At 54.9% G+C, this 13,658-nt stretch carries 13 protein-coding genes and 2 pseudogenes; 12 read left to right on the forward strand and 3 right to left on the reverse strand.

Features of this window, described 5'->3' with window-relative positions; translation table 11 throughout:
* Positions 1-63: 63 nt before the first annotated feature.
* The 12 genes from leuS to lipB all read left to right on the forward strand — a co-directional run bounded on the left by leuS (position 64) and on the right by lipB (position 12,638).
* Complete coding sequence (gene leuS / locus ABIE29_RS05350) at positions 64-2,646, forward strand: leucine--tRNA ligase (protein WP_429617148.1); 2,583 nt, start codon at positions 64-66, stop codon at positions 2,644-2,646.
* 14 nt (positions 2,647-2,660) lie between these two features.
* Entirely contained in the window at positions 2,661-3,224 is a 564-nt protein-coding gene (lptE, locus tag ABIE29_RS05355; protein WP_429617149.1) for an LPS assembly lipoprotein LptE, read from the forward strand.
* A complete protein-coding gene (holA, locus tag ABIE29_RS05360; RefSeq protein WP_429617150.1) occupies positions 3,221-4,255 on the forward strand; it encodes a DNA polymerase III subunit delta in 1,035 nt (344 codons plus the stop codon). Before lptE ends, holA begins: the two co-directional genes overlap by 4 nt.
* The gene (gene nadD / locus ABIE29_RS05365) at positions 4,245-4,907 is read left to right on the forward strand and encodes a nicotinate-nucleotide adenylyltransferase (RefSeq protein ID WP_429617151.1); all 663 of its coding nucleotides are present in this window, start codon (positions 4,245-4,247) and stop codon (positions 4,905-4,907) included. The genes holA and nadD overlap by 11 nt, the downstream gene beginning before the upstream one ends.
* A 184-nt stretch (positions 4,908-5,091) precedes the next feature.
* Entirely contained in the window at positions 5,092-5,409 is a 318-nt protein-coding gene (gene rsfS, locus ABIE29_RS05370) for a ribosome silencing factor (RefSeq protein ID WP_429617152.1), read from the forward strand.
* Positions 5,410-5,412: 3 nt separating this feature from the next.
* Positions 5,413-5,883 (forward strand): 23S rRNA (pseudouridine(1915)-N(3))-methyltransferase RlmH, encoded by a 471-nt coding sequence (gene rlmH / locus ABIE29_RS05375; protein ID WP_004949595.1) that lies wholly within the window; start codon positions 5,413-5,415, stop codon positions 5,881-5,883.
* A gap of 37 nt (positions 5,884-5,920) precedes the next feature.
* Entirely contained in the window at positions 5,921-7,816 is a 1,896-nt protein-coding gene (mrdA, locus tag ABIE29_RS05380; protein ID WP_429617153.1) for a peptidoglycan DD-transpeptidase MrdA, read from the forward strand.
* 8 nt (positions 7,817-7,824) lie between these two features.
* Positions 7,825-8,937 carry a peptidoglycan glycosyltransferase MrdB gene (mrdB, locus tag ABIE29_RS05385; RefSeq protein ID WP_429617154.1) on the forward strand — a complete coding sequence of 371 codons (1,113 nt, stop codon included), beginning with the start codon at positions 7,825-7,827 and terminating at the stop codon, positions 8,935-8,937.
* Between the two features lie 10 nt (positions 8,938-8,947).
* On the forward strand, positions 8,948-10,027 hold the full coding sequence (rlpA, locus tag ABIE29_RS05390) for an endolytic peptidoglycan transglycosylase RlpA (RefSeq protein ID WP_429617155.1): 1,080 nt from the start codon (positions 8,948-8,950) through the stop codon (positions 10,025-10,027).
* A 226-nt stretch (positions 10,028-10,253) separates the two neighbouring features.
* Positions 10,254-11,465 carry a D-alanyl-D-alanine carboxypeptidase DacA gene (gene dacA, locus ABIE29_RS05395; protein WP_429617156.1) on the forward strand — a complete coding sequence of 404 codons (1,212 nt, stop codon included), beginning with the start codon at positions 10,254-10,256 and terminating at the stop codon, positions 11,463-11,465.
* Between the two features lie 102 nt (positions 11,466-11,567).
* Entirely contained in the window at positions 11,568-11,834 is a 267-nt protein-coding gene (ybeD, locus tag ABIE29_RS05400) for a DUF493 family protein YbeD (RefSeq protein WP_021180010.1), read from the forward strand.
* 135 nt (positions 11,835-11,969) lie between these two features.
* A complete protein-coding gene (gene lipB / locus ABIE29_RS05405; protein WP_429617157.1) occupies positions 11,970-12,638 on the forward strand; it encodes a lipoyl(octanoyl) transferase LipB in 669 nt (222 codons plus the stop codon).
* A gap of 155 nt (positions 12,639-12,793) precedes the next feature.
* Here the strand turns inward: lipB and ABIE29_RS05410 are convergent, their stop codons facing one another.
* The 3 genes and pseudogenes from ABIE29_RS05410 to ABIE29_RS05420 all read right to left on the reverse strand — a co-directional run.
* Positions 12,794-13,123 carry a hypothetical protein gene (locus ABIE29_RS05410; RefSeq protein ID WP_429617158.1) on the reverse strand — a complete coding sequence of 110 codons (330 nt, stop codon included), beginning with the start codon at positions 13,121-13,123 and terminating at the stop codon, positions 12,794-12,796.
* Between the two features lie 115 nt (positions 13,124-13,238).
* Positions 13,239-13,367 (reverse strand): annotated as a pseudogene (locus tag ABIE29_RS05415) (IS200/IS605 family transposase); the annotation flags it as partial.
* A gap of 37 nt (positions 13,368-13,404) precedes the next feature.
* A pseudogene (locus ABIE29_RS05420) lies at positions 13,405-13,545 on the reverse strand (zinc ribbon domain-containing protein); the annotation flags it as partial.
* Between the last annotated feature and the right edge of the window lie 113 nt (positions 13,546-13,658).

The following is a 13,658-nucleotide window of genomic DNA, read 5'->3' on the forward strand; positions in this document are numbered from 1 at the left end:
CTATAGATACTCACAGAATGCTACGGATGTAGCTGTTAAACACCTACAGGACCATCGGCCGCCATGCAAGAGCAATACCGCCCCGAAGAGATAGAATCGAACGTACAGCTTCACTGGCAAGAGAAGCAAACTTTCAAGGTTACCGAAGACGCCAGCAAGGAAAAGTATTACTGCCTATCCATGCTGCCATACCCTTCTGGTCGTCTGCACATGGGTCATGTTCGTAACTACACCATTGGCGACGTGATCTCCCGCTACCAGCGTATGCTGGGCAAAAACGTGCTACAGCCGATTGGCTGGGATGCGTTTGGTTTGCCGGCTGAAGGCGCGGCGGTAAAAAACAAAACCGCACCGGCCCCTTGGACTTACGACAACATCGAATATATGAAGAACCAGCTGAAACTGCTGGGCTTCGGCTATGACTGGGACCGCGAGATCGCCACCTGCGATCCTGACTACTACCGTTGGGAGCAGTGGTTCTTCACCAAGCTGTACGAAAAAGGCATGGTCTACAAGAAGACCTCGGCGGTGAACTGGTGCCCACACGATCTGACCGTGCTGGCCAATGAACAGGTGATCGACGGCTGCTGCTGGCGCTGTGATACCAAGGTTGAGCGTAAAGAGATCCCACAGTGGTTTATTAAAATCACCGATTACGCCGATCAATTGCTCAACGATCTGGACACGCTGGAAAGCTGGCCAGAGCAGGTGAAAACCATGCAGCGTAACTGGATTGGCCGTTCCGAAGGGGTAGAAATCACCTTCGACGTTGCCGACAGCGCTGAGAAAGTCACCGTTTACACCACCCGTCCAGACACCTTTATGGGGGCTACCTATGTCGCCGTTGCCGCAGGTCACCCGCTGGCACAGCAGGGCGCGGTCAATAACCCTGCGCTGACAGACTTCATCGACGAATGCCGCAACACCAAGGTTGCCGAAGCCGAAATGGCCACCATGGAGAAGAAAGGCATGGCCACCGGCCTGTTTGCCATTCATCCGTTGAGCGGTGAGAAGCTGCCAATCTGGGTAGCCAACTTCGTGTTGATGGAATACGGCACCGGTGCGGTAATGGCCGTCCCTGGCCACGATCAGCGTGACTGGGAGTTCGCCACCAAATACGATCTGCAGATCAAACCGGTCATTTTGAACCTGGACGGCAGCAAGCCAGACGTCAGCGCCGAAGCGATGACCGAAAAAGGCACCCTGTTCAACTCCGGCGAATTCGACGGCCTGGATCACCTGGCGGGCTTTAACGCCATCGCCGACAAGCTGGTGGCCAAAGGCGTCGGCCAGCGCAAGGTGAACTACCGTCTGCGTGACTGGGGCGTGTCGCGTCAGCGCTATTGGGGGGCTCCAATCCCAATGGTCACCCTGGAAGACGGCACCGTAATGCCAACGCCAGAAGACCAACTGCCGGTGATCCTGCCGGAAGATGTGGTGATGGACGGCATCACCAGCCCGATCAAAGCCGATCCCGAGTGGGCAAAAACCACCGTAAACGGCCAACCGGCGCTGCGTGAAACCGACACCTTCGACACCTTTATGGAATCTTCCTGGTACTACGCGCGCTACACCTGTCCTCAGTACGATAAAGGCATGCTGGATCCGGCTGCGGCCAACTACTGGCTGCCGGTAGATCAATATGTTGGCGGGATCGAACACGCCATCATGCACCTGATGTATTTCCGCTTCTTCCACAAGCTGATGCGCGACGCTGGCCTGGTCGATTCAGACGAACCAGCCAAACGCCTGCTGTGTCAAGGCATGGTGTTGGCCGATGCCTTCTACTACACCGGCACCAGCGGCGAACGCGTCTGGGTATCTCCGGTTGATACCACCGTCGAACGCGACGAGAAGGGCCGCATTGTCAAAGCGACCGATCCTGAAGGCCGCGAACTGGTCTATGCTGGCATGAGCAAAATGTCGAAGTCGAAGAACAACGGCATCGACCCGCAGGTGATGGTAGAGAAATACGGCGCGGATACCGTGCGTCTGTTTATGATGTTTGCTTCTCCGGCAGAAATGACGCTGGAATGGCAAGAATCTGGCGTAGAAGGGGCTAACCGCTTCCTCAAACGCGTCTGGAAGCTGGCTTACGACCACGTTGAGAAAGGTGCCGTTCAACCACTGAACGTCAGCACGCTCAGTGAAGATCAGAAAGCCCTGCGTCGCGACGTGCACAAAACCATCGCCAAAGTGACCGACGATATCGGCCGCCGCCAGACCTTCAACACCGCCATCGCCGCCGTGATGGAGTTGATGAACAAACTGGGCCGTGCGCCGCAGGAAAGCGAGCAGGATCGTGCTCTGCTGCAAGAAGCCTTGCTGGCCGTGGTGCGTATGCTGTATCCGTTCACGCCACACGTCTGTTTCACCCTGTGGCAGGCATTGAATGCGGAAGGCGACGTAGACACTGCGCCATGGCCGGTAGCTGACGTTGCCGCCATGGTGGAAGATTCCAAGCTGGTGGTGGTACAGGTTAACGGCAAGGTACGGGCAAAAGTCACCGTGCCAGCCGATGCTACCGAAGAACAAGTGCGTGAGCGCGCCGCCCAGGACCATCTGGTGGCCAAATATCTGGAAGGGGTCACGGTACGTAAAGTGATCTATGTTCCAGGCAAATTGCTTAACCTGGTTGTGGGTTAACACAAGGAGGCTTTGTGCGACTTCGTATTCTGACGTTGTTGCTGGGGTTGGCGGTGCTTGTCACCGCCGGCTGCGGTTTTCATCTGCGTGGCAACGCGCAGGTGCCCACAGAATTACATACGCTGATCCTGGACAGCTACGATCCCTTTGGCCCTCTGACCCGTGCCGTACGTGAGCAATTGCGTCTAAGCGGGGCAACCGTGGTCAAATACGATCCGGCCCACAAGGAAGTCCCGTCACTGCGCATCGTCAATTCGACGCAAAGCCAGGATACGGTTTCGATCTTCCAGGATGGTAAAACTGCGGAGTATCAATTGGTGATGACGGTGCAGGCTCAGGTACTGATCCCGGGCCACGACATCTACCCGATCAACGTCAAAGTCTTCCGTTCGTTCTTTGATAACCCGTTGACCGCGTTGGCCAAAGACTCCGAGCAGGACATCATCATGCAGGAAATGCGTGAGCAGGCTGCCCAGCAAATTCTGCGTAAAATGCTGGCGGTGCACGCGGCAGTGCAAGAGACGCAAGAAAAAGCCGCTCTCGCCGGTGAAAAAGCGGCCAGTACCACAGCACAATGATCCGTCTTTATCCTGAACAACTTGCCGCGCAGCTCCGAGAGGGGCTGCGCGCTTGTTATTTATTGAGCGGAAATGAGCCCTTATTGCTGCAGGAAAGCCAGGATCTGATCCGCCAGGCCGCCCAACAGCAGCAGTTCACCGAGCATTACAGCATTTCCCTGGATGTCCATACCGACTGGGATGCCATCTTCAGCATCTGCCAGGCTATGAGCCTGTTTGCCAGCCGGCAAACCCTGTTACTGATTTTCCCCGAGAACGGCCCGACGGCCCCGATCGGCGAGCAATTGGTCAAGCTGGCCGCTTTGCTGCATGACGATATCCTGTTGGTACTACGCGGCCCGCGCCTGACCAAAGCCCAGGAGAACAGCGCCTGGTTCAAGGCGCTCAGCGCCAATGGAGCCATGATCGCTTGCCAAACGCCGGAACAGGCACAGCTGCCGCGCTGGGTCGCCCAGCGGGCCAAATCCATGCAGTTGGCTCTCGATGACGCAGCCAATCAACTGTTGTGTTACTGCTATGAAGGCAACCTGCTGGCACTTTCGCAGGCGTTGGAACGGCTGTCGCTGCTGCACCCCGATGGTAAACTGACGCTGCCCCGCGTAGAGCAGGCGGTAAACGATGCGGCCCACTTCAGCCCGTTCCACTGGCTGGATGCCCTGCTGGCAGGCAAGAGCAAACGTGCCTGGCATATCTTGCGGCAACTCCAGCAAGAGGATGTCGAGCCGGTGATCCTGCTGCGTACCCTGCAACGGGAACTGCTGATGCTGCTGAACCTGCAACGCCGCATGGCGCACACCCCGCTACGTACACTATTCGATCAGCTCAAGGTCTGGCAAAACCGCCGCAGCCTGATCACTCAGGCTCTGCAACGTCTGTCGGGTCAGCAATTGCAGCAGGCGGTGCACCTGTTGGCGCAAATTGAGCTCACCCTCAAGAAAGACTACGGCCAGCCGGTTTGGCCGGAACTGGAAACCCTGTCGATGCTGCTTTGCGGCAAACCTCTGGCCACGAGAGTCACCGATGCCTACTAGCCCGCAACATCCACATACCCTGCACGCTTTTTTCGGTGGCACCTTTGACCCAATCCACTACGGTCATCTGCGCCCGGTGGCTGCCTTGGCTGAGGAAGTCGGCCTTGATAAGGTCACGTTGTTGCCCAACCATGTGCCTCCCCATCGGCCACAACCGGAGGCCAACGCGCAGCAACGGCTAACCATGGTTGAGCTGGCCATCGCCGGTAACCCGTTGTTTACCGTAGACGATCGTGAACTGCACCGCACCACCGCGTCTTACACCATCGAGACTTTCGAAACGATTCGTAAAGAACGTGGCGCCACGGCACCTCTGGCGTTTATTATTGGCCAGGATTCGCTGCTGAGCCTGCACAAATGGCATCGCTGGCAAGACCTGTTACACTTCTGCCATCTGCTGGTGCTGGCGCGCCCGGGTTATAACCAGCAGATGGATACGCCAGAGCTGCAACACTGGCTGGAACGGCACCAGATCGCTGATGCCACCCTGCTCAGCCGCCAGCCGCACGGGTTTATCTACCTGGCAGATACCCCTTTACTGGAGATATCCGCCACCGAGATACGCCAGCGCCGTCACCAAGGCATCAGTTGTGACGATTTGCTGCCACGCCCGGTGCAGCGTTATATCGAGTTACAGGGTTTATATCGATAGGCCACATGCTATACTGCGCCGCTATTTTTCAGGTATCCGCTGAAAACCCCAAGGATCTTGGCTAGCTGGGAAAAACCAGCAGGCTTTCAGCGGCATCCTGCCGAAACCATCACCATTCAGGCCAGTGACTCTGGGCAGTTGTCCATAGCGTCCTGATGAACAGAACACACCCGAGGGGGAACCTTTGCAAGGTAAAGCGCTCCAAGATTTCGTTATCGATAAAATTGATGACATGAAAGGCCAGGATATTATCGCTCTGAATGTTCAGGGTAAATCCAGCATCACCGACTGCATGATCATCTGTACCGGCACCTCAAGCCGCCATGTAATGTCGATTGCCGAACATGTCGTACAAGAAGCCCGCTCTGCTGGTATGGAACTGTATGGCATGAAAGGCCAGGCCGTTTCCGACTGGGTCGTGGTCGATCTGGGCGAAGTGATTGTGCACGTGATGCAGGAAGAAAGTCGCCAATTGTACGAACTGGAAAAGCTCTGGGGTTAAGCGGTGAAACTGCAATTGGTTGCAGTCGGCACCAAAATGCCCGACTGGGTGCAGACCGGCTTTATGGATTACCTGCATCGCTTTCCGAAAGATATGCCGTTTGAACTGACCGAGATCCCGGCGGGCAAACGCGGCAAGAATGCGGATATCAAACGCATTCTGGAAAAGGAAGGCGAACAGATGTTGGCAGCGGTGGGCAAAGGTAACCGCATCGTTACGTTGGATATCCCAGGCACCCCGTGGGAAACGCCCCAGTTGGCACAACAGCTCGAACGCTGGAAACAGGATGGCCGCAACGTCAGCCTGTTGATTGGCGGCCCTGAGGGGCTGGCTCCGGCCTGTAAAGCCGCCGCTGAGCAGAGCTGGTCGCTTTCCCCGTTAACGTTACCGCATCCTTTAGTGCGCGTTTTGGTGGCAGAGAGCCTCTACCGCGCCTGGAGTATTACTACAAATCATCCTTACCACCGGGAGTAACCGGTGGTGACAGTCACAGAGTGAAAAAAGCAGCGGGATGAAAATAGAACGTAACCCTTTTCGCGACTATACGGCCGAGTCCGCCCTGTTTGTACGCCGCGCCGTGGTGGCGTTTTTTATCATTCTGGTGCTGATAGGCGTCTTGATTGCCAATCTGTATAATCTGCAAATCGTGCGTTTTGAAGATTACCGCACCCGCTCCAATGAAAACCGCATCAAGCTGCTGCCTATCGCCCCCAGCCGCGGCATTATTTACGATCGTAACGGCACGCCGCTGGCGCTTAACCGCACCATTTATCAGTTGGAACTGATGCCGGAGAAAGTCGACGATCTGAAAGCCACGCTGGATGCCCTGCGCCCGGTGGTCGATCTCACCGACGACGATATCGCCAACTTTGAGAAAGAGCGCAAGCGCTCGCGCCGTTTCGTCTCGATCCCGGTGAAAACCCCGCTGACCGAAGTGCAGGTGGCCCGTTTTGCCGTCAATCAATTTCGCTTCCCCGGCGCGGAAGTCAAAGGCTATCAACGCCGCTATTATCCTTATGGGTCTGCCCTCACCCACGTGATCGGTTACGTGTCGAAAATTAATGACCGCGACCTGGAGCGCCTGGACAAAGACGGCCAGCTACGCAACTATGCCGCCACCCATGATATCGGCAAGTTGGGTATCGAACGTTACTATGAAGATGTCCTGCATGGCAAAACCGGCTATGAAGAGGTTGAAGTCAACAACCGTGGCCGGGTGATCCGCCAATTGCATGAGCAACCGCCGTCCGCCGGTAAAGACGTTTATCTGACGCTGGATCTCAACCTGCAGCGCTATATTGAGCAGTTGCTGGTGGGCAGCCGTGCCGCTGTAGTGGTCAGCGATCCGCGCACCGGGGGAATTCTGGCGATGGTTTCCAATCCTAGCTACGATCCCAACCTGTTTGTTGATGGCATCTCCAACAAGGACTATCAGGGGCTGCTCAACGATCCGAACCGCCCACTGATCAACCGTGCCACTCAAGGGGTTTACCCGCCTGCCTCCACGGTCAAACCCTATATTGCCGTTTCTGCCCTGAGCGCCGGGGTGATCACCAAAAATACCGTCGTGTTCGATCCGGGCTGGTGGCAATTGCCAGGCTCTGAGAAACGCTTCCGCGACTGGAAAAAATGGGGGCATGGCCGTCTCAACGTCACCAAAGCGCTGGAGGAGTCTGCGGATACCTACTTCTATCAGGTAGCTTACGATATGGGGATCGATCGCCTGTCCACCTGGCTGACCAAATTCGGCTACGGCGAATATACCGGTATCGATCTTTCCGAAGAGCGTTCCGGCCTGATGCCAACGCGCGACTGGAAATTCAAACGTTACAAGAAACCCTGGTATCAGGGCGACACCATTCCGGTGGGCATCGGCCAGGGCTACTGGACCGCGACGCCGATCCAGATGTCCAAGGCGCTGAACACCCTGATTAACGACGGCAACGTCAAAGATCCGCATCTGCTGCAAAGCACCAAGATCAACGGCGTATTAGTGCCGTTCAAGCAAAAAGAGAGCAAGCAGATCGGCGATATCCATTCAGGCTTCTGGGAAATAGCCAAAGACGGCATGTACGGCGTTGCCAACCGGCCTAACGGCACGGCACGCAAGTTCTTTGACAAGACACCGTATAAAGCCGCGGCAAAATCGGGTACCGCGCAGGTATTCGGCTATGAAACCTATAACGCTCACAAACTCGCTGAACACCTGCGGGACCATAAATTGATGACCGCCTTTGCACCCTACGATAACCCAACGGTTTCGGTGGCCATCATTTTGGAGAACGGCGGTTCAGGCCCGGCGGTAGGCACCATTACCCGCCAGATCCTCGACCACATCCTGTTGGGCGACAACAATACGCAATTACCGGATGCAGTACCGCTGCCGCCAGGTATAGAAGGTGATTAAGGTAGAACATGACTGAAAGCCAACAAAAGGGCTCTATCTGGACCAAAATCCATATCGACCCGACATTCCTGCTGTTTATTCTGGCCTTGCTGATCTACAGCGCCGTGGTGATGTGGAGCGCCAGCGGCCAGGATATAGGCATGATGGAGCGTAAAATCGGCCAGATCCTGATGGGGCTGATCGTAATGGGCGTGATGGCGCAAATCCCGCCGCGGGTTTATGAAAGCTGGGCACCCTACCTATATATTTTCTGCGTGATACTGTTGATCCTGGTGGACGCCTTCGGCCAAATCAGTAAAGGGGCGCAGCGCTGGCTGGATCTGGGCTTTGTGCGCTTCCAACCTTCGGAAATCGCCAAGATCGCCGTGCCGTTGATGGTGGCACGCTTTATGAACCGTGACGTGTGCCCACCTTCGCTAAAGAATACCGGCATCGCGCTGGTGCTGATCTTCCTGCCCACCTTGCTGGTTGCCGCACAGCCCGATCTGGGTACCTCGATCCTGATCGCCGCCTCTGGCCTGTTTGTGCTGTTCCTGTCGGGGATGAGCTGGAAGCTGATCGCCGTGGCTGCCGTGGCGTTAGCCGCCTTTATCCCGGTGTTGTGGTTCTTCCTGATGCACGGCTATCAGCGTGACCGCGTGATGATGCTGCTCGATCCGGAAAGCGATCCGTTAGGGGCTGGCTACCATATTATTCAATCGAAAATCGCCATCGGCTCTGGCGGCCTATCGGGTAAAGGCTGGCTGCACGGCACTCAGTCTCAGCTCGAATTTCTGCCGGAACGCCACACCGACTTTATCTTCGCGGTGTTGGCAGAAGAACTTGGCCTAATCGGCGTGCTGGTGCTGCTGGTACTGTATCTGCTGGTGATTATCCGTGGGCTGATGATCGCCGCCCGGGCGCAGACCACCTTTGGCCGCGTGATGGTCGGCGGGCTGATGCTGATCCTGTTCGTCTATGTGTTTGTTAACATTGGTATGGTCAGTGGCATTTTACCGGTAGTTGGCGTACCTTTGCCTTTGGTCAGTTACGGGGGTTCGGCGCTGATCGTACTCATGGCTGGGTTCGGCATCGTGATGTCGATCCACACGCATCGGAAAATGTTGTCTAAAAATCTATAAGAGGTGTGCAATGCGTAAGGAATGGCTTTGGGTCGGCGCGGTTGCTGCTGCGGTATTACTTTCCGCCTGTACCACTACGACGGAAGAAACACAGGCTCCGGTGCAACAAGCCTACAACGGGCCAGTGACCGAAATCGGCGGCGTGGAGCCTCACTATGAACCCTATAACCCTGGCACCCTGCAGGATTATAAGGTTAATGGCGACACTTATCGTATCGTGCAAGACCCGCAGAACTTCTCGCAAACCGGTCTGGCGGCCTGGTACGGCGAAGAGGCCAACGGCAATACTACCGCCATTGGTGAGCAGTTCGATCCCAATGCGCTGACCGCTGCGCATCCAACCTTGCCTATCCCAAGCTATGTACGCGTTACCAACCTGGCCAATGGCCGCCAACTGGTGGTACGCGTCAACGATCGCGGCCCTTATACCTCTGGCCGGATTATCGATCTGTCCAAAGCTGCAGCCGATCGCCTCAACCTGTCTAACAACACCAAGGTGAAGGTTGACTTTATCAAGGTAGCCCCAGACGGCACGTTGAGCGGCCCTGGCACCGTGGGGACCGTCGTCGCCAAGCAAAGCTACGCCCTACCTCCGCGTCCGGATCTCACCTCTGGCAGCGGTATGGACACGCCGATGCAGCAATCGGCACCGGTTGCCGCCCCTGCCGCTCAAGCGATTGACAACGGCAGCATGAACTACAACGACAGCAGCGCCCCCCCTGCCGCCTCCACTGGCCGTAGCGGTGGTTTCCTTGGTGCGCCGCAGCCGTTAGCCCCTGGCGTATTGGAAGGTTCAGAACCCCAACCGGTCATCAGCGCGCCAACTGCCGCCCCGGTTGTGGCCACCGCCAACGCTAGTGCCAGCGGTAGCTATGTCGTACAGGTAGGTGCACTGAGTAATGCCGAACGTGCGCAAAGCTGGCAACAACAGCTGAGCCAGCAGTTTGGCGTTCCCGGTAAGGTCGCCGCCAACGGTGCCGTCTACCGTGTGCAGTTAGGCCCGTTCAGCAATCGTCAACAGGCCGCACAGTTGCAACAGCGCCTGGCGAGTGAGGCACAACAACAGTCCTTTATCACTGCCGCCCCCTAAGCACCATGGATAATTACGGCTATATGTGGACTGTTGATACCCTATGAATTTCGAGTTGGCCGCTCGAGCAGTCAACCTGAAAGGCATGGTACTGAAACATTTTCTTTCAGGTAAATCTGTGTAAACCCTGATCTGTCGGCTCATTGGCTAATGCCTGCCAAGGCCTCGTCTGCTATAGTGTGACTCGTTTTTTAACTTAACTTTTACGGATGTTGTAGTCCCGATCATGAAACAGGTAACCTCTTTTCGCTTAATCAAAAGCCTCACGCTTGGCACTGCCATCGCGCTCAGCGCAGCGTCAGTTGCCCACGCAGACGACGTTAATATTAAAACCATGATCCCAGGTGTGCCGCAGATTGATGCCGAGGCCTACATCCTGATTGATTACAACTCCGGTAAAGTGCTGGCGGAATCGAACGCCGACGCACGCCGCGACCCTGCCAGTCTGACCAAAATGATGACCAGCTATGTCATCGGCCAGGCGCTGAAATCCGGCAAGATTGGCCAGGATGATATGGTCACCGTTGGTCAGGACGCCTGGGCTACCGGCAACCCGGTGTTCAAAGGTTCCTCGCTGATGTTCCTCAAACCGGGCGACCGCGTGCCGGTTTCCAAGTTGACTCGTGGTATCAACCTGCAATCTGGTAACGATGCCTGTGTTGCTATGGCGGACTACGTCGCGGGTAGCCAGGATGCGTTCGTTAACCTGATGAATACCTACGTCAAACAGCTGGGCCTGCAAAATACCCACTTCCAAACCGTGCACGGTCTGGATGCGGAAGGCCAGTTCAGCTCGGCGCGTGATATGGCGTTGATCGGCCAGGCGCTGATCCGCGATGTGCCAGACGAATACGCTATCTATAAAGAAAAAGAATTCACTTTCAACAATATCCGTCAGTTGAACCGTAACGGTCTGCTGTGGGATACCAGCCTGAACGTCGATGGGATTAAAACCGGCCATACCAATTCGGCGGGTTATAATCTGGTGGCTTCAGCGACGGAAGGCCAGATGCGTCTGATCTCCGCCGTGCTGGGTGGCCGTACCTACAAAGGCCGCGAAACCGAGAGCAAAAAACTGCTGACCTGGGGCTTCCGCTTCTTTGAAACCGTGGCACCGTTGAAAGCAGGCAAAGAGTTCGCTTCTGAACCCGTTTGGTTCGGCGATGCCGATCGCGTTGAGCTGGGCGTAGACAAAGATGCCTACCTGACCATCCCACGCGGCCGGATGAAAGATTTGAAAGCCAGCTACGTGCTGAATACTCCGGAAATTCATGCTCCGCTGGCCAAAAACCAGGTGGTTGGCACAATCAATTTCCAGCTGGATGGCAAAACCATCGATCAGCGTCCACTGGTAGTGCTGAACGAAGTGAAAGAAGGCGGCTTCTTTGGCCGCATCGTGGATTATGTCCGTCTGATGTTCCATCACTGGTTCGGCTGACCCTTGAATCGGCCGAGTTCGGCCCCATATTACAATTAACACTAACTCCCGCCCCGGCGGGAGTTATAATTTAGAGATCCGCCACTGCTGGAGCGCCCCCACATGCAAAAGACTAAACTGAACGAACTGCTCGAATTCCCTTGTACCTTTACTTACAAGGTAATGGGCCTGGCACACCCCGAGCTGGTAGACCAGGTGGTTGAAGTGGTGCAACGCCATGCTCCAGGGGATTACAACCCGCAGGTCAAACCGAGCAGCAAAGGCAACTACCACTCCGTTTCCATCACCATCACCGCCACCCATATCGACCAGGTGGAAACGTTATATGAAGAGTTGGGCAACATTGAAATTGTCCGTATGGTGCTGTAATTAAAGCATAACTCCCTGCCAGCCAACCTGGCTCAGCGCAAGTGCTGTCCGGGTTGCCCTGGTTCTTCGGGGATAAATGCTGGTCGCGGGCCAGGGCGCCCGGTATAATGTTGTTACCACTTCTGTAACCTGACGATGCCCCGCTTGCAACACAATAAGATCATTCTCCGTCAGCTAGGGTTGCAGCCCTATGAGCCTGTATCCCAAGCCATGCACAACTTCACCAATCGCCGCGACGAGTCCACGCTCGATGAATTGTGGCTGGTGCAGCATCAAGCCGTGTTCACCCAAGGCCAGGCCGGTAAGGCAGAGCATTTGCTGATGCCGGGCGATATCCCGGTGATCCAGAGCGATCGCGGTGGTCAGGTCACCTATCATGGCCCCGGCCAGCAGGTGCTGTACGTGATGGTGGATCTGAAACGCAATAAAGTGGGTGTTCGCCAACTCGTCACGGCCTTGGAAGAGACCGTTATCAATACCCTCGCCCATTTCAAGATCGAGTCACGCGCGCGCCCGGATGCGCCCGGCGTGTACGTAGGCGAACAAAAGATTTGTTCATTAGGCTTGCGGATCCGCAAAGGCTGCTCATTTCATGGCCTGGCCCTGAATGTTGCCATGGATCTCACCCCTTTCCTACGCATCAACCCCTGCGGTTATGCCGGAATGCAGATGACGCAAGTCAGCGCGCTGGCACCCGGTGTCGGGATAGCCGATGTGCATCCCATACTGGTACAGGAATTTGTTCATTTACTCGGCTACCAGACGCTCGAACTTCGTAACTGGACCCTCCAAGACTATCTATAATTTAACCTATAATAGAAAAGCCTCGGACTATGCCGAGGCTCTTTTTTTGACTGACTTTATCTTCTTCGATTATTCGAAAGTCTGCGGCTAATTATTAAATGCTCATTATCTTGAATGAACCATAACTCTATTAGCCTCGGGCAATACCCCCCCATTTACTGAATACAACTGAAGGTTAATTTCGCCACCCCATTCACCAGAAGGTGTGAATCAGTTTCTTCTTTAATTACCTTCATATTTTTGTTCATTGCTTTACAGTAGGCAACGGCATCTCTAGTGACAAGCCCCTGCGCACCACTAACACGGCCACGGCCCAGAGATGCTTCTACGGAAGCGACATAATTACCATCAGCAAGTTTTTCTACATTAGAATGATAAGACAACCCTATTGCACCAACCTCTGTTTTGTCATTTTCAACAGCACACCCTGATAACAACACCCCTGCCAGAACAACACCACAAACACCAATATGAGAATATTTCATTATGACTCCATTCGTCTTTTTAAATGATAATGTACGCATTATAAATACATTATCTAAATGGTAGTTAAACTAAAATATCCTGGAATACGGAGCGCCTCCCTGATTTAGATTTCGTTTAACTTATCAGGTGCGTCGTAAAACCCCGTCCTTCAGGGCAGGGATATAAGGCGCGGTTTTCCGACTAACCTGGTGTTTGCTGCTGCTCGATGTATTGCCGGATGATCGAAATGGGCGCACCACCGCAACCCCGTCGCCTGTCTTTCCTGTATGCCCTGGCTCTAGGTGTTAATGGCCGCATTGATATCGCGGTCATGTTCCGTACAGCAGGCGGCGCACTGCCAGATGCGCCTATTCAGCGGTGTTTCGGACATTTTGTGACCACATCGATGACTGACCTCAACCGTGATACAAGAGGGCTGAATGGATCACAATAAAAGTGATATAATTTTACCCGAGTTTTACCACCACTTTACCCCGATTTTGTAATCGCTTGATCTTAAGCAAGTAAAGCAAACATCGAGGTTCGTAACTGGAA

This window comes from Serratia sp. 2723, assembly GCF_050434425.1.
In the GTDB taxonomy this organism is placed as follows: domain Bacteria; phylum Pseudomonadota; class Gammaproteobacteria; order Enterobacterales; family Enterobacteriaceae; genus Chania.